This is a genomic window from Helicobacter pylori, from assembly GCF_009689985.1.
GTDB lineage: Bacteria > Campylobacterota > Campylobacteria > Campylobacterales > Helicobacteraceae > Helicobacter > Helicobacter pylori_CG.
Genome location: NZ_QBAW01000002.1, coordinates 165,132 through 189,867, shown reverse-complemented (window position 1 = coordinate 189,867; position 24,736 = coordinate 165,132). Strand labels below are relative to the sequence as shown.

At 39.8% G+C, this 24,736-nt stretch carries 32 protein-coding genes; 20 read left to right on the top strand and 12 right to left on the bottom strand.

Annotation, left to right across the window (positions count from 1 at the left end):
- Positions 1 to 228 precede the first annotated feature (228 nt).
- From DBU79_RS02975 to exbB, 3 genes are read right to left on the bottom strand one after another with little or no spacing between them, the layout of a single operon-like run.
- Positions 229 to 1,074, bottom strand: coding sequence for an energy transducer TonB family protein (locus DBU79_RS02975; RefSeq protein ID WP_154411480.1), 846 nt, complete (start codon positions 1,072 to 1,074; stop codon positions 229 to 231).
- Positions 1,040 to 1,429: a TonB system transport protein ExbD gene (gene exbD / locus DBU79_RS02970; protein ID WP_000836340.1), complete on the bottom strand. Its 390-nt coding sequence runs from the start codon at positions 1,427 to 1,429 to the stop codon at positions 1,040 to 1,042. The genes DBU79_RS02975 and exbD overlap by 35 nt, the downstream gene beginning before the upstream one ends.
- Positions 1,426 to 1,863 (bottom strand): TonB-system energizer ExbB, encoded by a 438-nt coding sequence (exbB, locus tag DBU79_RS02965; protein WP_000508564.1) that lies wholly within the window; start codon positions 1,861 to 1,863, stop codon positions 1,426 to 1,428. Before exbB ends, exbD begins: the two co-directional genes overlap by 4 nt.
- Positions 1,864 to 2,187: 324 nt before the next feature.
- On the opposite strand from exbB, the gene nikR reads away from it, so the two are divergent.
- Positions 2,188 to 2,634, top strand: coding sequence for a nickel-responsive transcriptional regulator NikR (nikR, locus tag DBU79_RS02960; RefSeq protein ID WP_060870534.1), 447 nt, complete (start codon positions 2,188 to 2,190; stop codon positions 2,632 to 2,634).
- Positions 2,627 to 3,142, top strand: a complete 516-nt coding sequence (gene nadD, locus DBU79_RS02955; protein ID WP_195834214.1) for a nicotinate (nicotinamide) nucleotide adenylyltransferase — start codon at positions 2,627 to 2,629, stop codon at positions 3,140 to 3,142. Before nikR ends, nadD begins: the two co-directional genes overlap by 8 nt.
- Here nadD and DBU79_RS02950 read toward each other — a convergent pair.
- Positions 3,139 to 3,900 carry a J domain-containing protein gene (locus DBU79_RS02950; protein WP_048944389.1) on the bottom strand — a complete coding sequence of 254 codons (762 nt, stop codon included), beginning with the start codon at positions 3,898 to 3,900 and terminating at the stop codon, positions 3,139 to 3,141. The genes nadD and DBU79_RS02950 overlap by 4 nt on opposite strands.
- A gap of 141 nt (positions 3,901 to 4,041) precedes the next feature.
- Here DBU79_RS02950 and mnmA point away from each other — a divergent pair, with 141 nt between their 5' ends.
- The gene (mnmA, locus tag DBU79_RS02945; RefSeq protein ID WP_154411478.1) at positions 4,042 to 5,070 is read left to right on the top strand and encodes a tRNA 2-thiouridine(34) synthase MnmA; all 1,029 of its coding nucleotides are present in this window, start codon (positions 4,042 to 4,044) and stop codon (positions 5,068 to 5,070) included.
- 111 nt (positions 5,071 to 5,181) lie between these two features.
- Here the strand turns inward: mnmA and DBU79_RS02940 are convergent, their stop codons facing one another.
- Positions 5,182 to 5,820: an NYN domain-containing protein gene (locus DBU79_RS02940; protein WP_154411477.1), complete on the bottom strand. Its 639-nt coding sequence runs from the start codon at positions 5,818 to 5,820 to the stop codon at positions 5,182 to 5,184.
- 204 nt (positions 5,821 to 6,024) lie between these two features.
- Positions 6,025 to 7,155: a hypothetical protein gene (locus tag DBU79_RS02935; RefSeq protein ID WP_154411476.1), complete on the bottom strand. Its 1,131-nt coding sequence runs from the start codon at positions 7,153 to 7,155 to the stop codon at positions 6,025 to 6,027.
- Positions 7,156 to 7,279: 124 nt separating this feature from the next.
- On the opposite strand from DBU79_RS02935, the gene dnaJ reads away from it, so the two are divergent.
- From dnaJ to DBU79_RS02920, 3 genes are read left to right on the top strand one after another with little or no spacing between them, the layout of a single operon-like run.
- Entirely contained in the window at positions 7,280 to 8,389 is a 1,110-nt protein-coding gene (gene dnaJ / locus DBU79_RS02930; protein WP_154411475.1) for a molecular chaperone DnaJ, read from the top strand.
- Positions 8,390 to 8,399: 10 nt separating this feature from the next.
- Positions 8,400 to 9,086 (top strand): azaleucine resistance protein AzlC, encoded by a 687-nt coding sequence (azlC, locus tag DBU79_RS02925; protein ID WP_154411474.1) that lies wholly within the window; start codon positions 8,400 to 8,402, stop codon positions 9,084 to 9,086.
- Positions 9,080 to 9,427, top strand: coding sequence for a branched-chain amino acid transporter permease (locus DBU79_RS02920; protein ID WP_140476451.1), 348 nt, complete (start codon positions 9,080 to 9,082; stop codon positions 9,425 to 9,427). Before azlC ends, DBU79_RS02920 begins: the two co-directional genes overlap by 7 nt.
- Here DBU79_RS02920 and DBU79_RS02915 read toward each other — a convergent pair.
- Genes DBU79_RS02915 through crdA form a run of 4 tightly spaced genes read right to left on the bottom strand, consistent with a single transcriptional unit; the run spans position 9,424 to position 15,176 of the window.
- Positions 9,424 to 12,537 carry an efflux RND transporter permease subunit gene (locus DBU79_RS02915; RefSeq protein ID WP_154411473.1) on the bottom strand — a complete coding sequence of 1,038 codons (3,114 nt, stop codon included), beginning with the start codon at positions 12,535 to 12,537 and terminating at the stop codon, positions 9,424 to 9,426. The two genes, DBU79_RS02920 and DBU79_RS02915, sit on opposite strands and share 4 nt — an antisense overlap.
- 2 nt (positions 12,538 to 12,539) lie before the next feature.
- The gene (locus DBU79_RS02910) at positions 12,540 to 13,559 is read right to left on the bottom strand and encodes an efflux RND transporter periplasmic adaptor subunit (RefSeq protein ID WP_154411472.1); all 1,020 of its coding nucleotides are present in this window, start codon (positions 13,557 to 13,559) and stop codon (positions 12,540 to 12,542) included.
- Positions 13,556 to 14,794 carry a copper resistance outer membrane protein CrdB gene (crdB, locus tag DBU79_RS02905; protein ID WP_154411471.1) on the bottom strand — a complete coding sequence of 413 codons (1,239 nt, stop codon included), beginning with the start codon at positions 14,792 to 14,794 and terminating at the stop codon, positions 13,556 to 13,558. Before crdB ends, DBU79_RS02910 begins: the two co-directional genes overlap by 4 nt.
- 4 nt (positions 14,795 to 14,798) lie before the next feature.
- On the bottom strand, positions 14,799 to 15,176 hold the full coding sequence (gene crdA, locus DBU79_RS02900; protein ID WP_000731562.1) for a copper resistance determinant CrdA: 378 nt from the start codon (positions 15,174 to 15,176) through the stop codon (positions 14,799 to 14,801).
- Positions 15,177 to 15,351: 175 nt separating this feature from the next.
- Here crdA and fumC point away from each other — a divergent pair, with 175 nt between their 5' ends.
- The 3 genes from fumC to DBU79_RS02885 are packed head-to-tail and all read left to right on the top strand — an operon-like array spanning position 15,352 to position 17,662.
- Positions 15,352 to 16,743: a class II fumarate hydratase gene (gene fumC, locus DBU79_RS02895; RefSeq protein ID WP_154411470.1), complete on the top strand. Its 1,392-nt coding sequence runs from the start codon at positions 15,352 to 15,354 to the stop codon at positions 16,741 to 16,743.
- A gap of 22 nt (positions 16,744 to 16,765) precedes the next feature.
- Positions 16,766 to 17,017: a hypothetical protein gene (locus DBU79_RS02890; RefSeq protein ID WP_154411469.1), complete on the top strand. Its 252-nt coding sequence runs from the start codon at positions 16,766 to 16,768 to the stop codon at positions 17,015 to 17,017.
- A 30-nt stretch (positions 17,018 to 17,047) separates the two neighbouring features.
- Positions 17,048 to 17,662, top strand: a complete 615-nt coding sequence (locus DBU79_RS02885; RefSeq protein WP_154411484.1) for a ribonuclease HII — start codon at positions 17,048 to 17,050, stop codon at positions 17,660 to 17,662.
- On the opposite strand, the gene DBU79_RS02880 is transcribed toward DBU79_RS02885, so the two are convergent.
- Both DBU79_RS02880 and DBU79_RS02875 read right to left on the bottom strand, forming a co-directional pair.
- Positions 17,636 to 18,217, bottom strand: coding sequence for a hypothetical protein (locus tag DBU79_RS02880; protein WP_154411468.1), 582 nt, complete (start codon positions 18,215 to 18,217; stop codon positions 17,636 to 17,638). The two genes, DBU79_RS02885 and DBU79_RS02880, sit on opposite strands and share 27 nt — an antisense overlap.
- A 216-nt stretch (positions 18,218 to 18,433) precedes the next feature.
- Positions 18,434 to 19,522 carry an ATP-binding protein gene (locus DBU79_RS02875; protein ID WP_195834213.1) on the bottom strand — a complete coding sequence of 363 codons (1,089 nt, stop codon included), beginning with the start codon at positions 19,520 to 19,522 and terminating at the stop codon, positions 18,434 to 18,436.
- Positions 19,523 to 19,730: 208 nt separating this feature from the next.
- Here DBU79_RS02875 and rpsJ point away from each other — a divergent pair, with 208 nt between their 5' ends.
- Genes rpsJ through rpsQ form a run of 11 tightly spaced genes read left to right on the top strand, consistent with a single transcriptional unit; the run spans position 19,731 to position 24,734 of the window.
- Positions 19,731 to 20,045: a 30S ribosomal protein S10 gene (gene rpsJ, locus DBU79_RS02870; RefSeq protein WP_000411561.1), complete on the top strand. Its 315-nt coding sequence runs from the start codon at positions 19,731 to 19,733 to the stop codon at positions 20,043 to 20,045.
- Between the two features lie 32 nt (positions 20,046 to 20,077).
- On the top strand, positions 20,078 to 20,653 hold the full coding sequence (rplC, locus tag DBU79_RS02865) for a 50S ribosomal protein L3 (protein WP_000395323.1): 576 nt from the start codon (positions 20,078 to 20,080) through the stop codon (positions 20,651 to 20,653).
- A 34-nt stretch (positions 20,654 to 20,687) separates the two neighbouring features.
- Positions 20,688 to 21,335: a 50S ribosomal protein L4 gene (gene rplD, locus DBU79_RS02860; RefSeq protein WP_121074479.1), complete on the top strand. Its 648-nt coding sequence runs from the start codon at positions 20,688 to 20,690 to the stop codon at positions 21,333 to 21,335.
- Between the two features lie 3 nt (positions 21,336 to 21,338).
- On the top strand, positions 21,339 to 21,620 hold the full coding sequence (locus DBU79_RS02855) for a 50S ribosomal protein L23 (RefSeq protein ID WP_000763611.1): 282 nt from the start codon (positions 21,339 to 21,341) through the stop codon (positions 21,618 to 21,620).
- A 15-nt stretch (positions 21,621 to 21,635) separates the two neighbouring features.
- Positions 21,636 to 22,466: a 50S ribosomal protein L2 gene (gene rplB, locus DBU79_RS02850; protein WP_000985811.1), complete on the top strand. Its 831-nt coding sequence runs from the start codon at positions 21,636 to 21,638 to the stop codon at positions 22,464 to 22,466.
- Positions 22,467 to 22,477: 11 nt separating this feature from the next.
- Positions 22,478 to 22,759 (top strand): 30S ribosomal protein S19, encoded by a 282-nt coding sequence (gene rpsS / locus DBU79_RS02845; RefSeq protein WP_000091385.1) that lies wholly within the window; start codon positions 22,478 to 22,480, stop codon positions 22,757 to 22,759.
- Positions 22,760 to 22,768: 9 nt separating this feature from the next.
- Positions 22,769 to 23,137, top strand: coding sequence for a 50S ribosomal protein L22 (gene rplV / locus DBU79_RS02840; RefSeq protein WP_000030375.1), 369 nt, complete (start codon positions 22,769 to 22,771; stop codon positions 23,135 to 23,137).
- Positions 23,138 to 23,140: 3 nt separating this feature from the next.
- On the top strand, positions 23,141 to 23,845 hold the full coding sequence (rpsC, locus tag DBU79_RS02835; RefSeq protein WP_000529972.1) for a 30S ribosomal protein S3: 705 nt from the start codon (positions 23,141 to 23,143) through the stop codon (positions 23,843 to 23,845).
- A 2-nt stretch (positions 23,846 to 23,847) separates the two neighbouring features.
- Positions 23,848 to 24,273, top strand: a complete 426-nt coding sequence (rplP, locus tag DBU79_RS02830; RefSeq protein WP_000928961.1) for a 50S ribosomal protein L16 — start codon at positions 23,848 to 23,850, stop codon at positions 24,271 to 24,273.
- The gene (gene rpmC, locus DBU79_RS02825) at positions 24,260 to 24,460 is read left to right on the top strand and encodes a 50S ribosomal protein L29 (protein ID WP_000877884.1); all 201 of its coding nucleotides are present in this window, start codon (positions 24,260 to 24,262) and stop codon (positions 24,458 to 24,460) included. The genes rplP and rpmC overlap by 14 nt, the downstream gene beginning before the upstream one ends.
- Before the next feature lie 13 nt (positions 24,461 to 24,473).
- Complete coding sequence (gene rpsQ / locus DBU79_RS02820) at positions 24,474 to 24,734, top strand: 30S ribosomal protein S17 (protein ID WP_001092747.1); 261 nt, start codon at positions 24,474 to 24,476, stop codon at positions 24,732 to 24,734.
- Positions 24,735 to 24,736: the final 2 nt, after the last annotated feature.

Genomic DNA, 24,736 nt, shown 5'->3' with positions numbered 1-24,736 from the left:
AATGAAGCCATGAGAGAAAGAGAGAGCAAGAGGGATTTTTTGATTTTCATGTTTTCTCCTTTTGATAGATTTTTCTTTGATACAAAGAAACTTCGTATTATAAGCAATAAATGGAATTTTATGGCTAATTTTAGCTCTAAATTTTAGAGATTTTTTTATAAATTGGGAAAAATGAGAGTTTGATTCAACTTTTAAGGCTTAAAAACCGCCTTTAAAAGAAAGACTGGCTTAGTCTTCTTTCAAGCTATAAGCGATAGGGATTTTTAGATGCACGGTTTCCTCTGGTTTAGGGAATAAATGCGCTGCGTTTTTAATGGCATCTAAAGCCGCATGGTTTAAAATATCAGTCGTGTTGCTTTTAACTACTTTAATGTCCGTAACGCTCCCATCAGGATTGATCACAAAGCTCACTAACACTTCGCCCTCAATGCCTCTAATCTGTGCCATTTTAGGGTAGCGGTTTTTAGAAGAAATAGCGGTTTGGATCTTCATTAAAAATTCGTTGCTCACCCCTGGGTTATAAGCTTGGGCTTCAGAAGTCGCACCCTCAGAGGTTTTGTTGGATTCTTCTTGCTTGTCTTTTTCTTTGACTATGTCTTTAGTCGTTACTTGTTTAGGAGCGCTTTTTTCTTTAGCTTCCTCTTTAGCTTCTTCTTTTTTGGGTTCTTCTTTAGGTTCTTCTTTTTTAACCTCTTCAACTTTAGGTTCAGGCTTAGGCTCTGGTTTTGGCTTAGGCTCAGGTTTGGGTTTTGGTTTAGGTTTAGGTTTAGGTTTTGGTTTTGGTTTTGAAACCTCTTTTTTGGGTTCTTCTTTTTTTGGCTCTTCTTTCTTGGGTTTTTCTTTTGGCTCTTCTTTGGGTTTGGCCGACTCAGCATTGGTCTTTGTATTGGAATTAGTGTTAATGCTGGCTAAACTCATGGTAACCTTAGTGGTGCCAGCTTGCGCTAAAGGCGTTGGGGCCTCTTCGTGCAGTAAAAAATAGCCAAACCCTATAGCGTATAGGGCAAAAGAGATTAAAAAGCTAACACTCGTTGAGACTTTACTTAGCTTCTGTGGAGATGGAGAAATTTTCATGATTATGCTCTTTTAAAATATCCATAATGCTAATAAAAGTTTCAAAACGAGAGCTTTTGTCGCTTTTTAAGTCTATAAGGGTTTTAGGGTCTGTTTGTTTGACTACAGCACTCAAAGCTTCTAAATTCGTCGGTTTGTCATCTACGAAAATATTGTCATGCTCATCTACAGAGATGACCACCACTTTTTGATCGTTTGGCTGGGATTTTTCCGCATTTTTAGCGTTAGGGAGATTGACTTTAATCTTACCTTGCGCGATAAAAGTAGAAATGCTTAACACGATCGCTAGCAAAACGAGCATAATATCAATAAAAGGGACAACATTCAGCCCATCGCCTCTTCTGATGCTTTTCATTTTTTCATGATCCTAAATTTTTCGCTCAAAACATCGGATTTTCTCAATAAGCTATTATAAGCGATCAAAGTGGGAATCGCTACAGCAAGCCCTAGAGCGGTCGCTTTTAAAGCTAAAGACAAACCTACCATGATCGTTTTAGCGTCCATCCCGCCGCTCATGCCCATGTCATAGAAAATCACCATAATCCCTAAAACCGTCCCTAATAAGCCCACATAAGGCGCGTTAGAATAAATCACATAGAGAATGGTTAGATTCTTGGTTAAATCCAAATTCAAAGCATCTATATCATCATAAGCTTTCAAATTGACTTTAGAATAAAAAATAACCCTTTCAATCACAAACCACACAGCTAAAAAACTGGCCACGCCAAGCACCGCAAAAACAAATACATCCACATAATCTTTCAACATTCCCATTGAAAAACCGCCCATAAAAACTCCTTGTCTATGATGAAATAATTCCCTTAAGATTGAAGCAACACGCAACACAGCCACACTCTAAGAGCTTGCGCTCTTTAAGAAGCATTCGTTCGCATAAATGCTCCAAAATGATAAAAGAATGTTGGATTGTTGATTATATTGTTTTAATAATAACAAGTCAATAATAATTAAGCTAGTAATTGAAATCAAATCCAAACGCTCTTATGACCAACCATTTAAATCCAGTTTGTATTATAATTGTTAATTTTAAATTAATTCAATCATACTAGCATGAGCGGCTTTTAACAGACTTATGCCAAAAAAGGATTTTTCTCAATGGATACACACAATAAAGACGATTCAATCATCCGCTTTTCGGTTTCTTTGCAACAAAATTTATTAGACGAATTAGACAACCGCATCATTAAAAACGGCTATTCTTCTCGCTCAGAATTAGTGCGCGACATGATCAGAGAAAAATTAGTAGAAGACAATTGGGCAGAAGATAACCCTAATGATGGGAGTAAAATCGCCGTGCTTGTGGTGATTTATGATCACCACCAAAGGGAATTAAACCAGCGCATGATAGACATTCAGCATGCCAGCGGGACGCATGTTTTATGCACCACACATATTCACATGGATGGGCATAATTGTTTAGAAACGATTATTTTACAAGGCAGTTCGCTTGAAATCCAACGCTTGCAATTAGAAATCGGGGGGCTTAGGGGGGTTAAATTCGCCAAATTGACTAAGGCGTCTAGCTTTGAATACAATGAATAGCGTCTTAAAATACAAAGAATTAGCGCTCTATGGAGGGAGTTTTGATCCCTTACACAAGGCTCATTTAGCCATTATTGATCAAACTTTAGAATTATTGTCATCCGCCAAGCTCATTGTCTTACCCACTTATCAAAACCCTTTCAAAAAGCCATGTTTTTTGGACGCGCAAACCCGTTTTAAGGAATTAGAAAGAGCTTTAAAGGGAATGGATAGGGTGCTATTGAGCGATTTTGAAATCAAGCAAGAAAGGGCTGTGCCTACGATAGAAAGCGTGATTTATTTTCAAAAACTCTATCGCCCACAAACGCTTTATTTAGTCATAGGAGCGGATTGCTTAAGGTATCTTTCTTCTTGGACTAACGCTAAAGAGCTTTTAAAAAGGGTGGAATTAGTGGTTTTTGAAAGGATTGGCTATGAAGAGATCCAATTTAAGGGGCGTTATTTCCCTTTAAAAGGCATTGATGCACCGATTTCTTCTAGCGCGATTAGGGCTAGCTTAGGGGTTTAAGCGTGTTTTTTAATGTGGCGGTAGGCTTCTTGAATGATAGCGAAGCGTTTGGCATAAAGAGCCTTTTTTTCTTTAAGATCGCATAAATCAGGGTGGTAGGTTTTAGCCAATTCTAAATAGCGCTTTTTCACCTCGCTGAAATTTTCATGCTTGATGAAACCTAACGCTTTATAGCATTCCCTTAATTTGCGCTCAGCCAAGGTGGTGTAGCTGTCCTTGCCAAAGCCATTAGGATAGATGAAATATAAGCATGCGTTATGGACGATTTTGTTTTCATTGAGCGTTACAATGAGTTCCCAAAAACGCTCTGAATCGCCTCTTATATGCAATTCATCTTGGGTTTCTAAAAACACATAGCCGCTAAATTTTTGGCGTAAAAACCGCTTGGCGATAGGGTGCTTGGTGATAAAAAGCGCGTATTCCGCCCCAAAGGTTAAAACTTTCACTTCTATTTTTTCTAAAAGCGTGTTTTGAGCTATGATTTTGATGCGTATGGGCAAGTGGCTTTTTTGTAAGATTTCTTCTAAAGAATATTGGCTAATATCCTTTTCATGCGTGCATTCAAGGGCATGATAGACCCAATTAAGCAAGTAGTTTTTTTTAAAGCATTCCGTGTCGTTTAAAATGAGTAACGATGAAGAGAGCATGTGGCACTGGCTGAAATGTTTTTTAGCGTAGTTTAAAACTTTTTTCAATAAAGGGTGGCTGTTAGGGAGCGCGATTTGCGTGAATTTGGCTAACAATTCAATTTTGGCCATTGCCCTTATTTTCTCCATGCGTTTTGATGCGATTTTAAAAAATCTTTAGGTATTTTAGCATGCTAATGGTTAAAAAAAAGGTGGTTATGAATGGTTTTTTATGCTAGACTACGAGCCATAACATTTAATGAAAGATTAAAAATGAAAATAGCGGTATTACTCAGTGGGGGGGTGGATAGCTCTTATAGCGCTTATAGCTTAAAAGAGCAAGGGCATGAATTAGTGGGGATTTATTTAAAACTCCATGCGAGCGAAAAAAAGCATGATTTATACATTAAAAACGCTCAAAAAGCGTGCGAGTTTTTAGGCATTCCTTTAGAGGTGTTGGATTTTCAAAAGGATTTTAAAAGCGCGGTTTATGATGAATTTATCAGCGCTTATGAAGAGGGGCAAACCCCTAACCCTTGCGCGTTGTGCAACCCTTTAATGAAATTTGGGCTAGCTTTAGATCACGCTTTAAAATTAGGGTGTGAAAAGATCGCTACCGGGCATTATGCGAGAGTCAAAGAAATTGACAAGGTAAGCTATATTCAAGAGGCTTTGGATAAAACTAAAGATCAGAGCTATTTTTTATACGCTTTAGAGCATGAAGTTATCGCTAAATTGGTGTTCCCTTTAGGGGATTTGTTAAAAAAGGATATTAAGCCTTTAGCCTTGAATGCGATGCCTTTTTTAGGCACTCTAGAGACTTATAAGGAGTCTCAAGAAATCTGCTTTGTGGAAAAAAGCTACATTGACACCCTAAAAAAGCATGTTGAAGTGGAAAAAGAGGGCGTGGTGAAAAACCTACAAGGCGAAATCATTGGCACGCATAAGGGCTATATGCAATACACGATTGGCAAACGCAAAGGCTTTAGTGTTAAAGGCGCGTTAGAGCCGCATTTTGTGGTGGGGATTGACGCTAAAAAGAACGAGTTAATTGTGGGCAAAAAAGAAGATTTAGCCACCCGTTTCCTCAAGGCTAAAAACAAATCTTTAATGAAAGATTTTAAAAATGGCGAATATTCTATCAAGGCCCGTTACAGGAGCGTGCCTGCTAAAGCGTTTGTGAGCTTGAAAGATGAGGCGATTGAAGTGGAGTTTGAAGAGCCTTTTTATGGCGTGGCTAAAGGGCAAGCCTTAGTCGTTTATAAAGATGACATCTTGCTTGGCGGGGGCGTGATTGTTTAAAAATTAAAAAACTAAGAGATACGCCTTTTGGCAGTCTCTTAATGCTTTATTGAATAGGCGTTATTGTTGTTGTCTAAATCGTTGCAATCTAGTGGTCAAATAATCAATATGCTATTCTAGATCTTCTCTAATAGGATTTCCCATAGGATCAAGAGTGAAAATGATGCCTTCAACTCGAGCAAGTTTTGCAGCAGGGACAAAATCGCTATCACCAGAAATTAAAACGATTTTTTGCACTAATTTTTTCAACGCTAAAGTGGCTATATCAAGCCCTATCTTTATATCAACGCCCTTTTGTTTTACGTGATAGATAAAATCATCATTTGTAAAATCTGTTATATATATTTCTCCCTTAAAAAGTTTCTTTTCTTTTTCCTTGTTGTGAATGACCCATCTAGCGTTGTTTGCGTCAAGATACCCTAATCTTAACGCCAAGCAAGGTTTGGAAATTAAGTGTCCGTGTAACTCTTTCCTTTCTTTATAGGTTGAGCTTTTGGATAGATCTAGAGCTCTTTGAGTGTGTGGATAATGAACCTTTTTGTCTAATGGCTTGCAATCGTAAAAAAATATGCGGTATAGTTCTTCATCATTCTTTTTATTGATATGCTTTAGGCAATGAGTATGAATAGCGTGTGCTAATCTTTCTGGGTTAAAAACTCCATACTTGTCAACAGACTGCTTCTTAAGATGAGATTTGTAGCATCTTATAAAAAAGTCTCCATCTACAAGTATAGCTACTTTTTTTGACATTCTAAAATCCTAATGAGTATAAAAGTCCGCCCCTTTCAACCCTTTCAAATATTGGGCGACAAGAAACGGATAAAAAATACCTAGGGTTCGCACTTGTATTCTATGGGTTCACAAGGGTCGTGGGATCTCTTAATGAAAAAGAGATCCTTCCTAGAAGTTATGCCCTTATTTTACTCTAATTGTTTTTGCTTGTCAAATATTGTCCTACTCCCGCTTAAAATTTTCAAAGCTAGGGAATCCATGCGGATCTAAGCGGATATTTTTAATAAGAGTTTTTTCATTGCTCAAACCACCGCTCACATTGAAAGGCTTTTTAGTCTGTTGTTGGGCTAAAAGGGCTAAAACTTTGGCGTTTAACGCCATGGTTTCATTCAAAAACGCCATTTGCTCACTCAATTCGCTTAAAAATTCTATATTCAAGGTTTTTAGCGTATGCTCGTAATTGGCTAAGATTAGAGCATGCTTTTCTTTATTATTTTTAGCGTTTTTTAATTCTTTATCTCGCTCTATCAGGGCGTTTTGGTAGCGTTGGCGCAATTCTTTAGCGCATGATTTCAGATTTTCTTTATCGCATAAAAAATGCGTTTTTAAAGTTTCTAGGCGTTTTTCTAAGGGTAAAAAGGTTTTTAGGGCATCTTCTTTAGCTTGGATTTGGCTTTGAAGCTTGTTTTTAATTTTTTTCAAACGCATGGCTTTATAGGCTTGAAAATCATGGTTTATAAGAGCGTTGTATTCTAGGGTTTTGTTATGGGATTGTTGGTTATGGGCTTGGTTTTCTAAAACTTGATCGCATAAGGCGTTTAAAGCGCTCATCAAATCCAATCGTGAGAGCAAACGGGCGAGTTTGGGATCTTTGAGTAAGAAAAGGGCGTTGTTTTGCTCTTGGACTTCTAAAGCGTTTGAAGCCTCTTCTAAATTCTTAACGCCGCTCAAATAGGGGCAATGCTCTTGTAAAAAAAGCGTTTGGGATTCTTCTATTAAGCGTTCTTGCTCCATGCCCTCTTTTAAGCGTTTTTCTAAAGCTTGTAATTTTTCTAATTCCAAAGCGCTTTGTTTCAATAGCGCATCAGTGTCCATAAGGCGGATTTGGCTAGCGTTAAAAAAACGCCTCTGGCTATTTAGGGTGCTGTTAGCCTTTTTGATTTCTTTAAGCTGATCTTGGTTGTTGGAAAGCACATTTTGATAGATTCTTAAACTTTCATTGAGTTTATAAAGCATGTCTGAAAGCTGTTCGTTAGAGCGCGAGAGTTTGGCGTTAGTTTGAGAATCAAAAGTCATCATTATCTGTGCGTTTGAAAAGGTTAGAAAAAATAAGAAAAAGCAAAAAAATCTCATGGGGTTATCTTTATTACTATAGTTTCATCGTGTTATTTTATCTAAGTTTTGGCATGCATAAAAACACGCAAACCCACCGCTTTTAAGATAAAATAAGCGTTTTGATGCCATTTTTGGAGCGATCGTGGAATTGAGTTATTATGAAATTTTAGAAGTGGAAAAACACAGCAACCAAGAGACCATTAAAAAGTCTTACAGAAAGCTGGCTTTAAAATACCACCCAGACAGAAACGCCGGCGATAAAGAAGCCGAAGAAAAGTTCAAGCTCATCAATGAAGCCTATGGGGTGTTAAGCGATGAAAAGAAACGGGCCTTATACGATAGGTATGGTAAAAAAGGCTTAAACCAAGCCGGCGCGAGTCAGAGCGATTTTTCTGATTTTTTTGAAGATTTAGGCTCGTTTTTTGAAGACGCTTTTGGCTTTGGCGCTAGAGGGAGTAAAAGGCAAAAAAGCTCTATCGCACCGGATTGTTTGCAAATGATTGAATTGAGTTTTAAAGAAGCGGTTTTTGGCTGTAAAAAAACCATTAAAGTCCAATACCAGAGCGTTTGTGAAAGTTGCGATGGCACGGGTGCTAAAGATAAAGCCCTAGAAACTTGTAAGCAATGCAACGGGCAGGGGCAAGTGTTTATGCGTCAAGGTTTTATGAGTTTTGTGCAAACTTGCGGAGCGTGTAAAGGCAAGGGCAAGATCATTAAAACCCCATGCCAAGCGTGTAAGGGTAAAACCTACATCCTTAAAGATGAAGAAATTGATGCGACAATCCCTGAGGGCATTGATGATCAAAACCGCATGGTGCTTAAAAATAAAGGCAATGAATACGAGAAGGGAAAAAGAGGGGATTTGTATTTAGAAGCACGAGTCAAAGAAGATGAGCATTTCAAGCGCGAAGGCTGTGATTTGTTCATTGAAGCGCCGGTATTTTTCACCACCATCGCTTTAGGGCATACGATTAAAGTGCCGTCTTTAAAAGGGGACGAACTGGAATTAAAAATCCCTAGAAACGCTAAAGACAGGCAGACTTTTGCGTTTAGAAACGAGGGCGTGAAACACCCGGAAAGCTCTTATAGAGGGAGTTTGATCGTGGAATTGCAAGTGATTTACCCTAAAAGTTTGAATAAAGAGCAGCAAGGGTTATTGGAAAAGTTGCATGCGAGTTTTGGCTATGAGGGCGAGCCGCATAAAAGCGTTTTAGAAACCTGTATTTCTAAAATTAAAGACTGGTTTAAATGAAAGGTTGTTGGTGCATGATTTTCTAAAAGCTTTCAAAGACGCTTTCCCTCATACCATTTCTATCTTTTTAGGGTATTTGCTTATGGGAATGACTTTTGGAATGCTTTTAGCCCAGCAAGGGTATGATTATAAAGTCGCCCTGTTCATGTCGTTATTCATCTACGCTGGGGCGGTGCAATTTGTAGCGATCACGCTTTTAAGCGCACAAGCGAGTTTGATGAATGTCGTTATTGTGAGCTTGTTAGTGAATGCGAGGCAGACTTGTTATGCGCTTTCTATGCTAGATCGATTCAAAAACACCAAATGGCGTTTGCCCTATTTAGCACATGCGCTCACGGATGAAACCTTTGCGCTATTGAATTTATACGCTCCTAAAGAGGGGGTGAGTGAAAAAGACTTTATTTTTAGCATTTCCTTGCTCAACCACTCTTATTGGATTTTTGGCTCATTGGTGGGTTCGTTGGTGGGTTCGCATTTTTCCTTTGACACTCAAGGCATGGAATTTGTGATGACAGCGATTTTTATCGTGCTGTTTATGGAGCAATACAAACGAAACACAAACCACAAAAACGCATGGCTTGGGATCGTTATTGCGGTTGTTTGTTTAGCGTTCTTTGGGACTGAATACTTTTTGCTCATCGCTTTGGTTTTAATGGTGCTTGCCCTCATTTTGTTTAGAAAGCAGTTAGAATGTTAACGCATTCTATACTCATTCTTTTAGTCATCATAATAACGACTTATTTCACGCGCATCTGGCCTTTTATGGTGTTTAACGCTAAAAACCCGCCCAACGACTTTGTGCGTTATTTGGGTAGGGCTTTATCATGTTCAGTGATAGGCATGCTCGTGGTTTATTGTTTTAAAGACATTCAAATTTTAAAACCCCCTTATGGGATCAATGAAATCATCGCTTTTTTATCCGTTATTCTTTTGCACCGCATTTTTAAGGTGTTTGTTTTAAGCATCACGCTCCCTACCATTCTTTATATGGTTTTAGTCCAAAGCCATGCGTTAGAAAAGGCTTTTTTTAATTCCTAAAATGATGTTTGATTGCTTTTAACCCTAGCGTTTTTAATCACAAAATACGCCGTAGGGATAATAAAAAGCGTTAAAACAACGCTGCTTATCATGCCTCCTAGCATGGGTGCAGCGATGGATTTCATGATTTCACTCCCTGTGCCATGGCTATACATGATCGGAATGAGTGAAGCTAAAATACTAAAAAAGGTCATAAGCTTGGGCCTCACCCTAAGCACCGCCCCATGCATGATGGCCTCTTTTAAAGCGGCGCTATTTTGCTCTTTTAAAGGGGTTTTGATGAATTTTTGAAACGCGTCTTCTAAATAAATAATCATCACAATAGCCGTTTCGCTCGCTACTCCTAAAAGGGCTAAAAAGCCCACTAACGCCGCCACGCTCATGTTAAATCCCATGATATTCATAAAAATTAACCCCCCCAAAAACGCAAAAGGTAGAGTGAAAAAGCATAGTAAGGAATTGGTGAGGTTCTTTAAAGCAAAGACAATTAAAATAAAAATGATAAACACGCTCACCGGCACGATGTATTGTAAGGTTTTAAACGCTTCTTCTAAATACTGGCTCTCACCGCTAAATTCATAATAATACCCGTTAGGCAATTTGATTTTTTCTAGCGCTTTTTGAGCCAGTTGTCTGTAGGTATCAGAACTGATATTGGCTTGCGGCACAATATAAATAAAATTCACATTCAAGCCCTTTTCGCTCTTTAACACCGCCGGCGAGTTGTCGTAATAGACATGGGCTAACTCCCTTAAGGGCATGTAATTGTAAGCGGTTTTGATGTAGAGGTTTTGTAATTTTTCAATGGTGTTTCTTTCTGTATCTTCTAAGCGTAAAGAAATGGGGTAGCTCTCTACGCCCTTAATCATGGTAGTGAGCGTGGCTCCTCCCAGAGCGAATTTAATCGCATCTAACACGGCGTTTTTATTGATACCATAACGAGCCAAATTTTCATCGTTCAAATCCAGCGTGATGTAGTAGCCGTTATTGGATCGCTCGGCAAAGACGGATAAACTCTCTTTTAGGGTTTTGAGCTGTTGCTCCATAAGGATCGCTAATTCTTGTAATTTGTCCGTATCGTTACCATAGAGCTTGATGCCTAAGGGCGTTCTAATACCGGTTAAGAGCATGTCCGTCCTCCCACGAATGGGGTAAGTCCATGAATTAGTCAAGCCTTTTAATTGTAGGGTTTTTTCTAATTTGTCCCTAACTTCTTTATAACTGAGCTTTTCTTTCCATTTGTTTTTTGGCTTTAATTCAATGTAGGTTTCTATCATTCCTAAACCGGCGGCATCGGTGCTGGTGTTAGCGTGCCCCACTTTACCAAAAACCTGTTTGACAAAATCCAATCGCTTAATAGCGGCATTGCTTTTTTTCAAATATTCTAAAGCGGTATCAATGCCCACGCCATTAAGCGTTACTGGCATATACATGATTACCCCTTCATTGATTTGGGGGATAAATTCCCAGTTGAGTTTTTTATACGCTAGATACAAGCCCCCTAAACCTAAGACGCTCGCTATTAAAAAAGCGTATCTGAACTTAAGCACAACCTTCAAACTCACGCCATAAATTTTCATGAAAAAAGCGTTAATGGGGTTTTTAGACTCTTCTAAAATTCGCCCTTTAATGAGCCATACCATTAAAACAGGGACTATCGTAATAGAAAGCAGCGCTCCTACTAGCATGGCAAAGGTTTTGGTGTAAGCTAAAGGGGCAAAAAGCTTTTCTTCTTGGCCGGTGAGCGCAAAAATAGGCAAGAAAGAAACCACGATAATCATTAAAGCAAAAAATATCGCGCCCCCCACATGCTTAACCCCTTGCATGATAGCATTAACCCTTTGAGCGTTGTCTTTCGTATCAATGTGTTGCAGATGCTTGTGAGCGTTCTCCACCATCACAATAGCCGCATCCACCATCGCCCCTATAGCGATCGCAATGCCCCCCAAACTCATGATACTCGCTTCAATATTGAAATAACGCATGAGCAAGAAGCTAATACACACGCTTAAAGGCAGAGTGATAATCACCACTAAAGCGCTCCTGAAATGCAGTAAAAAAATCGCAATAATGACTAGCACAATGACGCTTTCTTCTATGAGCGTGTGGATCAAATTGTCAATGCCTTTTTCAATCAATTCGCTCCTGTCATACACGCTGGTGATTTTCACATCAGGGTTACTCGCTTGTAGGGTGGCGATTTTTTCTTTAATGGCTTTAAGCACCTTATAAGTGTCAGCGTGATAGCGCACCATCACAATCCCGCCCACCACTTCCTTATCGCCATTGAGGTTAGCCGCTCCTCTGCGCGGTTTTGGCACTAGCCTAACGCTGGCTATATCTTTGATTTTTAAAGGGATAGCCCCTTCTTTTTTAACGACAATTTCTTCTAAATCCTTCAAAGATTGGATATAGCCATGCGATCTTATAATTTTTTCAAACCCGTTTTCTAAAATAACCCCCCCACCGGTATCGTTATTGGAATTTTTAATCGCGTTAGCGACTTGCTCTAAACTCAAGTTATAACGGATCAAAGAATCGTTTTGAAGCGTTATTTCATAATCTTTCACAAAGCCCCCCACGCTTGCGACCTCACTCACCCCATCAACCCCTAAAAGCGCGTAGCGGTAATAAAAATCTTGCAAGACTTTCAAATCGCTTAAATTCTTGCTGCCGCTAGATAGAGCGTATTGATACGCCCAGCCAATAGAAGTGGAATCGCTCCCTATTTCCACTTTAGCGTCCTTAGGGAGGTTACTCACTCGGTTTAGTTGCTCTAAAACCCTATCCCTAGCCCAATACAAATTGACGCCGTCTTTAAAAATGATGTAAATCAAACCGCTTTCATAGCTAGAAATCCCCCTAACCGTGTCAATGTTAGCGATGCTCATGAAAGTAGAAACTAGCGGGTAAGTAACCTGCTCTTGCACGATTTTAGGGCTTTGATTGGGGTAAGTGATCTGCACGACCACTTGAGCGGGGCTTAAATCCGGCAAAGCGTCCAAACGAACGCTTTTTATCGCCCACAAAGAGGCTAAAAAAATGAGTAGAGTGACTAAAGTGGTAAGGAGTTTGTTTTTAACGCTTAAATCAATGATTTTTTCTATCATTTTTAATAATCCCCATTGTTTTGAGCGTCAGCGTCTAGCACGAATAAAGCGTTATTAGCGACTTCTTCGCCCGCTTCTAAACCCTCTAAAATTTCATAACTCCCATCGCTCAAGCGAACGGCTTTAATTTCTAACGGGCTTAGGCCAAAATCATCTTTTTTAAACACGATAGCTTTCCCCCCCTTAATCAAAACCGCTTCTTTAGGCAAAATCTTCATTTTTTTTGGTTTTTGAAAGATTTCTACTCGAGCGAACATGTTAGGGTAATAAAGCAATTTAAGATTAGGCACATTGAAGCGCGCTTCTAGCATTTTATCTTGCGCATTTATGATGGGGTTGATGTTTTCAAGCGTGATTGCTTGCTCGCCTTTAATCCCTTCTACGAACAAGATCGCTTTATGCGTGTTTTTTAAAAATTCTAAGTCCTCTTGATTGACTTTAACAAGCGCCCACAATTGGCTTAAATCTATGATTTGAAACAACTCTTGCCCTTTTTTAAAAAAGCTCCCCTCATTGAGATCCGGGCTTTTTTTAAAAATAACGCCACTGAAGCGAGAGTAAATAGTGATTGCATTTTGGACTTTATGAGAGCTGATGGTTTTTTCAATGCTAGAGTTTTCTAACCCTAATAGTTTTAATTTTTCTTTAATCGCTCCCACTTGTTGGTTGAATTTCAATGATGATAACAGCTCGCTTTGAACGCTCACTAATTCAGGGGAATACACGCTCAATAGTCTATCGCCCTTTTTAATGGGGGTATAGGTTTTATTCGCATAAAGCTTTTCCACATAGCCATCAAAACGCAGGGTTTGAGAAAAAATCAGCGCTTCATTAGGCTCTAAAAGCGCGTAATAGCGCCGGCTTTGGGCGAATTCTTTTTCTATAACCTTAGTGGTGGAAATATTAAAACGGGTTTGGCTTTTAATTTCTTTAGTTTCTTTAGTCTCTTGAGTTTCTTTAATTTCTTGAGCGTTAGCGCATGAGAGGCTAAAAAATAGGGCTAACAATAAAAGCCGTTTCATTCTAATCCTTTAAGGTTTTGTAAGGACAAATAAGCGCTATTTAGAGCGCTCAAGGTTTCAAGCTGGGTGATTTGAATGGTGATTTTGTCGTTAAAAGCGTTGTAATAAGCGTTGTAATCGCCATTAGATTTCAAATCAAGCGCATAAATTTGCGCGATTTTTTCATTCTGCTTGATGATTTTATTGAGTGATTCTAGGTTTTTTTGCAAGGTTTCTAATTTTTTAAGGAGTTTTAGGGCCAGGTGGCGCGTTTTGTTTTTGGCGTTTTCCACTTCGCTTTTAAACGCCAAGCTTTCTTTTTTCTTTTGCTCCACTAATTTAGCCTGCTTGCCATAAATGGGCAAAGGGATGGACAAAGCGACGCTAAACATGTCGTAGTTATAGTATTGTTTGGAGCGGAAATAATACACCCCGGTAACATTCACGTCTTCTAAAAAGCTTTTTTTAGCCAAAGTGATGTCTTTTTGCGCTTTTTCTTCATCAATCCTAGCGATCGCAATATCGTAATTAGTGGCGCTAATGTTATGCAACTCTTGCTCCTTATTAAATTCAAAATTTTTAGGGGCAATGCTTAAAAGCTCGTTTTCTTTAAAAGTCAATTCACCCATAGAATAATGGCTGCTAGAAAGCGCTTCTTCTAAATTGTTTTTTTTGATTTCTAATTGCGATTTTAAAATTTCTAGCTTGGCGATCGCTATTAAATTGGGCGAACTGGAATGGTTGGCTTGATAGAGGGTGTTTTCTAAATTTTTAATCGCTGTGTTTAAAAGCTCTATTTCTTGTTGGTTTTTATAGTTTTCAATGCCGCTTATCATTAAATTAATCACTAATTGCTGCTTGGTTTTTTTAAGCTCTAATATCTTTTTTTGTTTTTCTAAATTAATCATTTTAGACTGCGTGAGTTTTTTACCATTTAAATCCACTTTTTGAGATAAACCCACGCTCATGTTTTGCATCAAGGTGCTATCTAGCCTGAAAAAATCGCTCACATTAGCGTTGTTATAGCCTAAATACAAAATAGGGTTATCCCACTTGCTAACGGCTTTTTCTTGAGAACTTAAAGCGTCAATTTGCTCTTGTAAGGCTTGTATTTTTTGATTTTTAGAAAGGTATTTAGCCACAAAAGATTGGATCTCTAAATCTTTAGCAAAACCCAAACTAAAAAGCAATAAAAAAGCGCTTAAAAGGCGTATTGAAACGCCCCTTTTATAAAACGCGCTCATCAAAGATAGCATGCTCTTATAAATCCAGGCTTGTTTTGGCGCGATAAACTTGGCCCTCTTTAGATTTAATATCCACCCTCACCTGCCATGTCCCATTCATAGAAAGATTGGTTTTAGCTTCATAAATGCCGTTTTTTTCACTCACTTGCGCCATTTCTTTCATCGCTGGCATGCCAGGCATTTCAGGCATCATAAACTGCACCCTAACGATAGCTTTTTCTAAAGCCTTACCTTTTAAAGTGGGGCTAAGCACGAAAGTGTTATCGCCTTTAATGGGGTTACCCACGGATTTGATTTTCACTTCCAAGTCATTCGCTTTTAGGGTTTGCTCCCATGCGTTTAAACCCATAACCCCCAATGCACTTATTAAAAATAAAGCGGCTAACTTTTTCATCGTTTTGACCTTTAAATTAAGATAACAAGAAAATTCTTGTTGCGGATGAATGATAACTTTCTTTTGTGTAAAAATTGTGGAAATTGTTTTTAAAAAAATTAGGGTTTTTAAGTAGAAGGTATAAGAGTTTATGCTATTTTTTTAAGGTTTTAAAATCAAATTTCAAAGGATTAGTATGCAATTTAGAATTGAACATGATACGATGGGCGAAATTCAAGTGAATGACAGCCAATACTGGGGGGCTCAAACGCAACGCAGTCTTGAAAACTTTAAAATCGGCACTGAAAAAATGCCTAAAGAACTCATTGCGGCATTTGCCAAACTCAAAAGGAGTCTGGCGGTTGTCAATCACAAGTTAGGGAAATTAAGCCTAGAAAAATCCCAAGCCATTATCAAGGCGTGCGATTGCATTTTAAAAGGCGAGTTGTGCGGCGAGTTTCCCCTAGCGATATGGCAAACAGGGAGCGGGACTCAAACGAACATGAATCTCAATGAAGTCATTGCCAATAAGGCTACAGAAATTTTAGGGGGTAATTTCAGAGAGAAAAAACTCATCCACCCTAACGATGATGTGAATATGTCTCAAAGCTCTAACGACACTTTCCCTACCGCAATGCACATTGTGAGCGTGCTAGAAATCACGCATAAGTTACTGCCCAGTTTAGAGAATCTGTTAAAGACCTTTAAAGACAAAAGCCAACAATTTAAAGAGATTGTCAAAATCGGGCGCACGCATTTACAAGACGCTACGCCTTTAACTTTGGGGCAAGAATTTAGCGGGTATGCGAGCATGTTAGAGCATTCTAAACAACAAATTTTAGAGAGTTTGGCGCATTTAAGAGAATTAGCCATAGGCGGGACTGCCGTAGGCACAGGGCTAAACGCTCACAAAGAATTGAGTGAAAAAGTGGCTGAAGAATTGAGCCAGTTTAGCGGCGTGAAATTCATTTCTGCGCCCAATAAATTCCATGCGCTCACTAGCCATGACGCTATCGCTTATGCGCATGGGGCTTTTAAGGCTTTAGCGGCGAATTTAATGAAAATCGCTAACGATATTAGATGGCTTGCGAGCGGGCCGCGCTGTGGTTTGGGCGAGCTTAATATCCCTGAAAACGAGCCGGGCAGCTCTATTATGCCCGGTAAAGTCAATCCCACGCAATGCGAAGCGATGACAATGGTAGCTGTGCAAGTGATGGGGAATGATACCGCTATTGGCATTGCGGCCAGTCAGGGTAATTTTGAGTTGAATGTGTTTAAACCGGTGATTATTTATAATTTCTTGCAAAGTTTAAGGCTGTTGAGCGACAGCATGGAAAGTTTTAATACCCATTGTGCAAGCGGTATTGAGCCTAATAGAGAAAAGATTGATTATTACTTGCACCATTCTTTAATGCTAGTAACCGCCCTAAACCCGCATGTAGGCTATGAAAACGCCGCTAAAATCGCTAAAAACGCCCACAAAAAAGGCATTTCTTTAAAAGAAAGCGCGGTGGAATTGAAACTCTTGAGCGCTGAAGATTTTGACAAATTCGTGGTTCCTGAAAAGATGATCGGGCCTAAGGCTTGAAAACCTTGAGCGGGCGCATGAGATGAATCCTGAAAAAGCCACTCATTGCAAAGAGATTTGCAAGATCTTAAAAGAAGCGTTGCATGACAATAAAGATTTGAATCTTTATTTGGAATCTGGAGGCAAGCATGCCAAGCTGACTGATGGGGCGTATTCTTTGACAATCCCTTCATCGCCAAGCGACAGAAAAAGCGCAAAAAACTTTGAAAGAGAATTAACAGAGTTTGTTAAGAAGCTAAGAGAAAACAAGATAACGCATGAAGCGCATGAGTAGGAATTTTTATACTGGTTTGGTTGCGTGTCAATGACTCTAGGCATTGATGAGGCGGGGAGGGGGTGTTTGGCCGGGTCGCTTTTTGTGGCTGGGGTGGTGTGCAGTGAAAAAACAGCCTTAGAGTTTTTAGAAATGGGTCTTAAGAATAGCAAGAAGCTCAGCCCAAAAAAGCGCTTTTTCTTGGAAGACAAAATCAAAACGCATGGCGAGGTGGAGTTTTGGGTGGTTAAAAAAAGCGCGAATAAAATTGATAGATTGGGCTTGGGGGCGTGTTTGAAACTCGCTATTCAAGAAATTTTAGAAAATGGCCGCTCTTTAGCCAATAAAATAAAAATAGACGGCAACACGGCGTTTGGCTTGAATAAACGCTACCCCAATATACAAACCATCATCAAGGGCGATGAAAAGATCGCTCAAATCGCTATGGCGTCTGTTTTAGCGAAAGCCTTTAAGGACAGAGAAATGCGGCAATTGCACGCTTTGTTTAAGGAATACAGCTGGGATAAGAATTGCGGGTATGGGACTAAACAGCATATAGAAGCGATGATTAAGCTAGGGGCTACGCCTTTTCATCGGCATAGCTTCACGCTTAAAAACCGCATCTCCAATCCCAAACTCTTAGATGTGGAACAACGCCTTGTTTAAAATGGCGCTGAGATTGGTAGCGCTCGTTGAAGAAAGGTTGATGCGCTTTGCTTTAAAATAAGCGATCAAATCTTCAGGCTGAATGAAAGGGAATTGCACCATAACATACACACGATGGTTGATGCTATCCACGAACCTTTTAGCTAAAATGGATTTAGACACTAAAAAATCAACAAGCTCGAATAAATCGTTGATAGCGTCATTTTTAGCTTGAAGCACTTTAACAATAGATTTGTGCATTTTTGTGGTGATTAAAACGCTTTCTAAAGTGCTGTAAGCGTTCATTTTAGCTCTTAAAAGAGCGATTTTTTCAGCGTTCTTTTCAGGGGGCAATTTGTCATCATAGAGAATGTAGTTGGAGTAAAAATCGTTTTTTTCTTTCACGATAATGGCTGAACCAATGTATTGGTTGAGGTAGTGATCATGCTTAAAAAAATTGACTTTAAGCCAACTGGGATAGTCTGCGATGTCTAAAAAACTCTCAGCATGCGCTGTTTGAGCGAAGAGGCCTAGGGATAACAAGGCGCAGAAACTTAATTTTTTCAATGCGTCCATTGTAGCTTCCTTTCTATAAAAGAATATTAAAAACGCCCTACGCTTTTAGGGTAGGTGGTATTTCTCAAAAAGGCGAAATACTGGGATAGTTTATAGCGAGTTAGCTTAAGAAAAAATAAAAAATATTAAATAATCAATTAAAAATTTTAGTAATAATATTAAATACATAAATACATAAATACATAAATACATAAATACATAAATACATAATAACTATTATACCAAAATAGATTGAATATCCAAAGAAAAATCAATGAAATTGAGGTGTTTGCAGGGGGGATTAGTTGCTGAAATGGGGGCGTTGATAGAAACCACCACGATATTAAAAAACCCATGCTCATGGCACCATAAAAGCTGCTTTTCTAAAAAATGGGGCGTGGGGAAAGCGTGGGCGATGAGGGCGAGCTTGTTGGTAGAATTTTTATGCAAAATAAAAATCCCGTTGTCATGGGAGTAAAGCTTGAAGCTAGGGAATTGCTTGTAAAGCTCTAAAAAAACCATGTTTTCAAAAATATTTAAAAGCGAGGGGCTAGGAGTCAGGCTATAAGGCAAGGCAAAATCGCACAAATACAATTTGGTTTTATGGCTTTCAAAATCAGGGACTAAAAAAAGGATGCGTTGTTTTTCTAGCGCATGTAACAATTTATAAAGGGTGTCTTTAGAGATCTTAAGCTCTTTTTTGAGTTGCATATAAAGATAAAAAGCGCTCACAAATTTAGACTGATGCGCGCAGATTTTAGCCATTAAGGGGGCGTAAGCCTGAAAGATTAGTTTGATATTTTCTTGTTTTTTTAGGATTTTTTCTTGCTCGTTTTCTACAAAAAGCGAATCTAAAGCGTTGCCGTCTCTTAAAAAGCGGTTAAACAGGGTGTTTTTAGGGGTGTTGGGCTTGAAAAAGCTGGTGTATTCTTTAAAACTCAACCCTAACGCATAGCACAAGCTAAAATCGGGCACTGTTATGGGGCTTAAATAATTAGGGATAAGAACGATTTTAGGAAGCTTGGGCAGGCTGAAATCTAGGCGCTCTATATTGTCTAAAATGAGCAAGTCCATTTTCTTTTCCAAATGCCATTTTAAAAGCCACGAGCTTAGAATGTTTTTGTTCAAACGCATGTCATTGTAATTGAGATACACAGGGTTTTTAAAATTTTTCGCTAGTTTAAGGGCGAAAGTGGTTTTACCGGATTTCATTGGCCCTAAAAGACAGATTTTATCGCTTAAAGGCGGTTTTAAAAGTGGGTTGTTTAAAGCTGGCTCTTTAGGGGTTTCAAAAGGCCCAAAAGGGTGCAAGCAAGAAAGGGGCATGAGCTTCCTTTCAAATGAGATTAAATTGAGATAATCGTAGCGCATTTTTTATATTTCCTTATAAAAAGGAAGTAAAAATCTCTAAAAAGCCCTAAAAATAGCAAAAGTTATTGACTAAATGGTGCATTTTGAGTAGTATTTCAGTTTTTATTTTATTGTTTTATTCTGTTTTGAGTAACGAATGAAACGAGTTCTTTTAGGAGAGTTTATGGAAAAAATCAGGTTGAAGCTCAAAGCTTATGACCATAGAGTGTTGGATCGCTCTGTTGTGGCTATCGTGGAGGCCGTAAAGCGTTCAGGTTCTGAAATTAGAGGGCCTATCCCTTTACCGACTAAGAATAAGCGTTACACCGTTTTACGCTCCCCGCATGTCAATAAGGATTCAAGAGAGCAGTTTGAGATTAGGGTTTATAGCCGGTTGATTGATATTATCTCGGCTACCCCAGAAACCGTGGATAGCTTGATGAAGTTGGATTTAGCTCCTGAAGTGGATGTAGAAGTAACTTCTATGGAAACGAAGTAGTCCTAACGCAGATAATAAAATAAGGGTTAGATATGGAATTTTTAGTTCAAAAGATAGGCATGAGCCGCACGATTGATGCTAACAGCACGCCTGTAACCTTGCTTAAAGTCTTGCAAGCGAAAGTGTGCCAGCTAGAAAACGGGAAAGCTTTAGTGGCCTATGCGATGCATAAAAAACACAATAAGGCGATTGAAGGCCAGCAAAAGAAATACCAACTCAGCAAAGAGTTCAACCATTTCGCTACCTTAAAAGCTTCCCAACAACAAGAGTTGGGCGATTTGGATTTGAGTGCTTTAGAAACGCTTAAAAGGGTTAAAGCGAGCTTTAAAACGAAGGGGAGAGGCTTTGCGGGGGTGATGAAGCGTTGGAATTTCCAAGGCGGGCCTGCAGCGCATGGGAGCCGATTCCATCGCCGCCCTGGTTCTATTGGTAACAGAGAATGGCCAGGAAGAGTGCAAAAGGGTAGGAAAATGGCAGGGCATTATGGCAATGAGCTAGTTACTTGCCAAAACGAGGTGCTCTCTTTTGATAAAGAAAGTATGGTGTTAGTGCTAAAGGGTTCAGTGGCCGGCTTTTCTGGGGCTTATGGACGCATTAGAGCGGTATAAAACCATACATTGAATATAATATAAAGGGTTTGATATGAGTAAGGCCATCGTTTTAGACAGCCATTTGAAAGAAAAGGGTAGCGTGGAGTTACCTAAAAGATATGAGAGTATCAACAGCCATAACCTCTATCTTTACGTGAAACATTATTTATCTTCTGCGCGCGCTAATACCGCTAAAAGTAAAAACCGCGCTGAAGTGAGCGGGGGCGGTAGGAAGCCTTGGGCGCAAAAAGGGGGCGGAAGAGCCAGAGCAGGGAGCATCACTTCGCCTGTGTTTGTGGGTGGAGGTGTCTCTCATGGGGCTACGAATGAGCGCAATTACAACCTTAAAATCAACAAAAAACAAAAACGCTTGGCTTTAGAATACGCTTTAGAAGAAAAAGCGCAAGCGAATAAGCTTTTTGTGGTGGAAAAAATCGCTATAAAAGGCGTGGTTGAAGACAACAAAAGAAAGCATTTGACTAAAGAAGCCAATCAAATGTTCCAGGCTTTGGAGCAACGAGACACTTTGTTTGTGTGCATGAACATGGACGAATACACCGAGTTAGCCTTTAGCAACCTTAAAAAATGCCTTATTGTTGATGTGAGCGAGTTAAACGCTTATCTTTTAGCGGCGTTTAGCTCTGTGGTGATGGAAGAAGCAGCGTTTCAGCATGTGGTGCAAGATAAGACAGAGGAGTAAAAAATGGCAGACATCATGGATATAAAGTCAATTCTTTACACTGAAAAGTCATTAGGATTGCAAGAAAAAGGTGTTTTAGTGGTTCAAACGGCTCAACATGTAACTAAAAACCAGCTCAAAGAAGTGTTTAAAACTTACTTTGGCTTTGAGCCTTTGAAAATCAATTCTTTGAAACAAGAAGGTAAGGTGAAACGCTTTAGAGGAAAGCTTGGACAAAGAAAGTCGTTTAAGAAATTTTATGTGAAAGTTCCAGAGGGCGCTAGCATTGCCGCCCTTGGCGCGTAGAAAGGAGAAAGCGTTATGGCGATTAAAACTTATAAGCCCTACACCCCAAGCAGACGCTTCATGTCGGTGTTGGACTCTAAAGACATTACCGCAAAAAGCAGTGTCAAAGGCTTACTCACTAAGCTTAAAGCAACAGCAGGGAGAAACAATAACGGGCGAATCACTAGCCGCCACAAAGAGAGAGGGGCTAAAAAACTCTATCGCATTATTGATTTCAAGCGCAACAAATACAACATTGAAGGGAAAGTGGCTGCGATTGAGTATGATCCCTACAGAAACGCACGCATCGCTCTTGTGGTCTATCCTGATGGGGACAAACGCTATATCTTACAGCCAAGCGGTTTGAAAGTGGGCGATAGCGTTATCGCTGCTGAAGGCGGTTTGGATATTAAAGTGGGCTTTGCGATGAAGTTAAAAAATATCCCTATAGGGACGGTGGTGCATAACATTGAAATGCATCCGGGGGCTGGCGGGCAATTAGCCAGAAGCGCTGGGATGAGCGCTCAAATCATGGGTAGGGAAAATAAATACACCATTCTTAGGATGCCAAGCTCTGAAATGCGCTACATTTTGAGCGAATGCATGGCGAGTGTTGGCGTGGTAGGGAATGAGGATTTTATCAATGTCTCTATCGGTAAGGCAGGGCGTAACCGCCACAGAGGCATCCGCCCGCAAACTCGTGGGAGCGCGATGAACCCAGTGGATCACCCGCATGGTGGGGGTGAGGGTAAAACAGGGACAAGCGGTCATCCTGTATCGCCTTGGGGCACTCCAGCTAAGGGCTATAAAACTAGAAAGAAAAAAGCTAGCGACAAGCTCATCATTTCCAGAAAGAAACATAAATAAAGGGTTAAAAAATGTCTAGGTCAATTAAAAAGGGTCCTTTTATAGACGACCACTTGATGAAAAAAACGCTCAAGGCAAAAGAGGGTAAGGATAACCGCCCGATTAAAACATGGTCTAGAAGAAGCACCATTTTGCCTGAAATGATTGGTTTTACTTATAATGTGCATAACGGCAGGGTTTTTGTCCCTGTGTATATCACAGAAAACCATGTGGGTTATAAGTTAGGGGAATTCGCTCCTACAAGAACTTTTAAAGGGCACAAAGGCAGTGTCCAAAAAAAGATTGGCAAGTAAGGGGGTAGAATGAGTAAAGCGTTATTAAGATTTGTGCGGTTATCTCCTACTAAAGCCAGATTGATTGCAAGACAGATTCAAGGCATGAACGCTGAATTAGCGATCGCTAGTTTGGAATTTACGCCCAATAAAGCGGCTAGAGTGCTTTCAAAAGTGGTGGCTTCTGCGGTCGCTAACGGCTCTTTAGACGCCAAGAGCGCTCTGATTGTTTCTTGCAGAGTGGATGCTGGCCCTGTGCTTAGGCGCTCCATTCCAAGGGCTAAAGGCAGAGCCACAGCCATTAGGAAGCCAACATCTCATGTATTCGTAGAAGTAGCAGAAGGGAAAGAAATGAAATCTTCTAAAAGCCATAAAAAAAATCAAGCAGAAGGTAAGTAGGGCATGGGACAAAAAGTTAATCCGGTAGGTTTAAGATTAGGTATTAATAGGAATTGGACTTCTAGATGGTTCCCTAGCGCTCGCACCGCTCCAAGCAATATTGATGAAGACAATAAGATTAGGAAATTCCTTAAAAAAGAGCTTTATTATGCCGGCGTGAGCGAGATTGTGATTGAAAGAGCGGCTAAAAAACTGCGCGTTACGGTCGTAGCGGCTCGCCCAGGGCTTATCATTGGTAAAAAAGGCGTGGATATTGAAAAAGTCAAAGAAGGCTTAAAAACGCTCATCAAAAAAGAAGTCTCCATTAATATTAAAGAAGTCAAACGCCCCCAAGCTGACGCCCAACTAGCCGCAGAAAATGTAGCTACCCAATTAGAAAAAAGGGTCGCTTTCCGCCGCGCGATGAAAAAAGTCATGCAAGCGGCGTTAAAATCCGGCGCTAAAGGGATCAAGGTGCGCGTTTCTGGTCGTTTAGCAGGGGCTGAAATCGCTCGCACCGAATGGTATATGGAAGGGCGCGTGCCTTTACATACCTTAAGGGCTAAGATTGATTATGGCTTTGCTGAAGCGATGACGGTATATGGTATTATTGGCGTGAAAGTGTGGATTTTCAAAGGGGAAGTTTTGCAAAAAGGTATCCAATTTGAGAAAAAAGAAGAGGCTAAAGAAGAAAGAGAGCCTAGAAGAAGCAGAAGAGGGAGGCAATAATCATGTTAATGCCAAAAAGAACAAAATACAGAAAGCAAATGAAAGGGCGCAATCGTGGGAAAGCCCATCGTGGTAACTCTATTGCGTTTGGGGATATTGCGATTAAAGCCATAGAGCATGGGAGAATTGATTCACGCCAGATTGAATCCGCAAGGGTGGCCATGACAAGGCACATTAAAAGAGCGGGTAAGGTGTGGATCAGAGTATTTCCCGATAAGCCTTTGACCGCTAAGCCTTTAGAAACCAGGATGGGTAAAGGTAAAGGCTCTGTGGAAAAATGGGTGATGAATATCAAGCCGGGCAGAATCGTTTATGAAATGCTAGGCATTGAAGAAGGACTAGCAAGAGAAGCTTTAGCGTTAGCTCAGAGCAAACTTCCTTTTAAAACCAAAATTGTAACTTGTGAGAGCGAAAATGAAATATACTGAATTGAAAGATAAGAGTATCAAGGAATTAGAAGAGTTGTTGCATGCTAAGAAAGCGGAGCTTTTTGAGTTGCGCGTTAAGTTAAAGGCTATGCAATTGAGTAATCCTAACGAGATTAAGAAAGCCAGAAGAAATATCGCTCGCATTAACACGGCCATTAATGCGCATTATTCTTCTAGCGTTGAGTAAAAAAGGGTAAGCAATGAATACGAAAGAGCCGCATAAAAGGCTGGTGCAAGGCAGGGTTATCAGTAAGTTTGCTGAAAAAAGTGCTGTGATTCTTGTGGAAAGAAAAGTGGTGCATGAAAAATACCGCAAGATTGTTAAAAAGTTCAAAAAATACACCATCCATGATGAAAACAATCAGGTGAAAGTAGGGGATTTTGTGAGCGCGATTGAGTGCAGACCGCTTTCTAAAACCAAGTCCTTCACGCTTAAAGAAATTTTAGTAGTGGGAGTATAAGC

Excerpts from the sequence above, each read along its gene's own strand:
- DBU79_RS02890 (WP_154411469.1), top strand. The coding sequence starts at position 16,766 with ATGAATCCTGAAAAAGCCACTCATTGCAAAGAGATTTGCAAGATCTTA.
- DBU79_RS02855 (WP_000763611.1), top strand. The coding sequence starts at position 21,339 with ATGGCAGACATCATGGATATAAAGTCAATTCTTTACACTGAAAAGTCA.
- rpsQ (WP_001092747.1), top strand. The coding sequence starts at position 24,474 with ATGAATACGAAAGAGCCGCATAAAAGGCTGGTGCAAGGCAGGGTTATC.
- mnmA (WP_154411478.1), top strand. The coding sequence starts at position 4,042 with ATGAAAATAGCGGTATTACTCAGTGGGGGGGTGGATAGCTCTTATAGC.
- rplC (WP_000395323.1), top strand. The coding sequence starts at position 20,078 with ATGGAATTTTTAGTTCAAAAGATAGGCATGAGCCGCACGATTGATGCT.
- nikR (WP_060870534.1), top strand. The coding sequence starts at position 2,188 with ATGGATACACACAATAAAGACGATTCAATCATCCGCTTTTCGGTTTCT.
- rpsC (WP_000529972.1), top strand. The coding sequence starts at position 23,141 with ATGGGACAAAAAGTTAATCCGGTAGGTTTAAGATTAGGTATTAATAGG.
- DBU79_RS02920 (WP_140476451.1), top strand. The coding sequence starts at position 9,080 with ATGTTAACGCATTCTATACTCATTCTTTTAGTCATCATAATAACGACT.
- rplB (WP_000985811.1), top strand. The coding sequence starts at position 21,636 with ATGGCGATTAAAACTTATAAGCCCTACACCCCAAGCAGACGCTTCATG.
- exbD (WP_000836340.1), bottom strand. The coding sequence starts at position 1,429 with ATGAAAAGCATCAGAAGAGGCGATGGGCTGAATGTTGTCCCTTTTATT.
- DBU79_RS02885 (WP_154411484.1), top strand. The coding sequence starts at position 17,048 with ATGACTCTAGGCATTGATGAGGCGGGGAGGGGGTGTTTGGCCGGGTCG.
- exbB (WP_000508564.1), bottom strand. The coding sequence starts at position 1,863 with ATGGGCGGTTTTTCAATGGGAATGTTGAAAGATTATGTGGATGTATTT.
- nadD (WP_195834214.1), top strand. The coding sequence starts at position 2,627 with ATGAATAGCGTCTTAAAATACAAAGAATTAGCGCTCTATGGAGGGAGT.
- DBU79_RS02915 (WP_154411473.1), bottom strand. The coding sequence starts at position 12,537 with ATGATAGAAAAAATCATTGATTTAAGCGTTAAAAACAAACTCCTTACC.
- DBU79_RS02875 (WP_195834213.1), bottom strand. The coding sequence starts at position 19,522 with ATGCCCCTTTCTTGCTTGCACCCTTTTGGGCCTTTTGAAACCCCTAAA.
- fumC (WP_154411470.1), top strand. The coding sequence starts at position 15,352 with ATGCAATTTAGAATTGAACATGATACGATGGGCGAAATTCAAGTGAAT.
- DBU79_RS02935 (WP_154411476.1), bottom strand. The coding sequence starts at position 7,155 with ATGAGATTTTTTTGCTTTTTCTTATTTTTTCTAACCTTTTCAAACGCA.
- rplV (WP_000030375.1), top strand. The coding sequence starts at position 22,769 with ATGAGTAAAGCGTTATTAAGATTTGTGCGGTTATCTCCTACTAAAGCC.
- rpsJ (WP_000411561.1), top strand. The coding sequence starts at position 19,731 with ATGGAAAAAATCAGGTTGAAGCTCAAAGCTTATGACCATAGAGTGTTG.
- crdA (WP_000731562.1), bottom strand. The coding sequence starts at position 15,176 with ATGAAAAAGTTAGCCGCTTTATTTTTAATAAGTGCATTGGGGGTTATG.
- DBU79_RS02940 (WP_154411477.1), bottom strand. The coding sequence starts at position 5,820 with ATGTCAAAAAAAGTAGCTATACTTGTAGATGGAGACTTTTTTATAAGA.
- rplD (WP_121074479.1), top strand. The coding sequence starts at position 20,688 with ATGAGTAAGGCCATCGTTTTAGACAGCCATTTGAAAGAAAAGGGTAGC.
- DBU79_RS02880 (WP_154411468.1), bottom strand. The coding sequence starts at position 18,217 with ATGGACGCATTGAAAAAATTAAGTTTCTGCGCCTTGTTATCCCTAGGC.
- crdB (WP_154411471.1), bottom strand. The coding sequence starts at position 14,794 with ATGCTATCTTTGATGAGCGCGTTTTATAAAAGGGGCGTTTCAATACGC.
- DBU79_RS02975 (WP_154411480.1), bottom strand. The coding sequence starts at position 1,074 with ATGAAAATTTCTCCATCTCCACAGAAGCTAAGTAAAGTCTCAACGAGT.
- rplP (WP_000928961.1), top strand. The coding sequence starts at position 23,848 with ATGTTAATGCCAAAAAGAACAAAATACAGAAAGCAAATGAAAGGGCGC.
- rpsS (WP_000091385.1), top strand. The coding sequence starts at position 22,478 with ATGTCTAGGTCAATTAAAAAGGGTCCTTTTATAGACGACCACTTGATG.
- rpmC (WP_000877884.1), top strand. The coding sequence starts at position 24,260 with ATGAAATATACTGAATTGAAAGATAAGAGTATCAAGGAATTAGAAGAG.
- DBU79_RS02910 (WP_154411472.1), bottom strand. The coding sequence starts at position 13,559 with ATGAAACGGCTTTTATTGTTAGCCCTATTTTTTAGCCTCTCATGCGCT.
- DBU79_RS02950 (WP_048944389.1), bottom strand. The coding sequence starts at position 3,900 with ATGGCCAAAATTGAATTGTTAGCCAAATTCACGCAAATCGCGCTCCCT.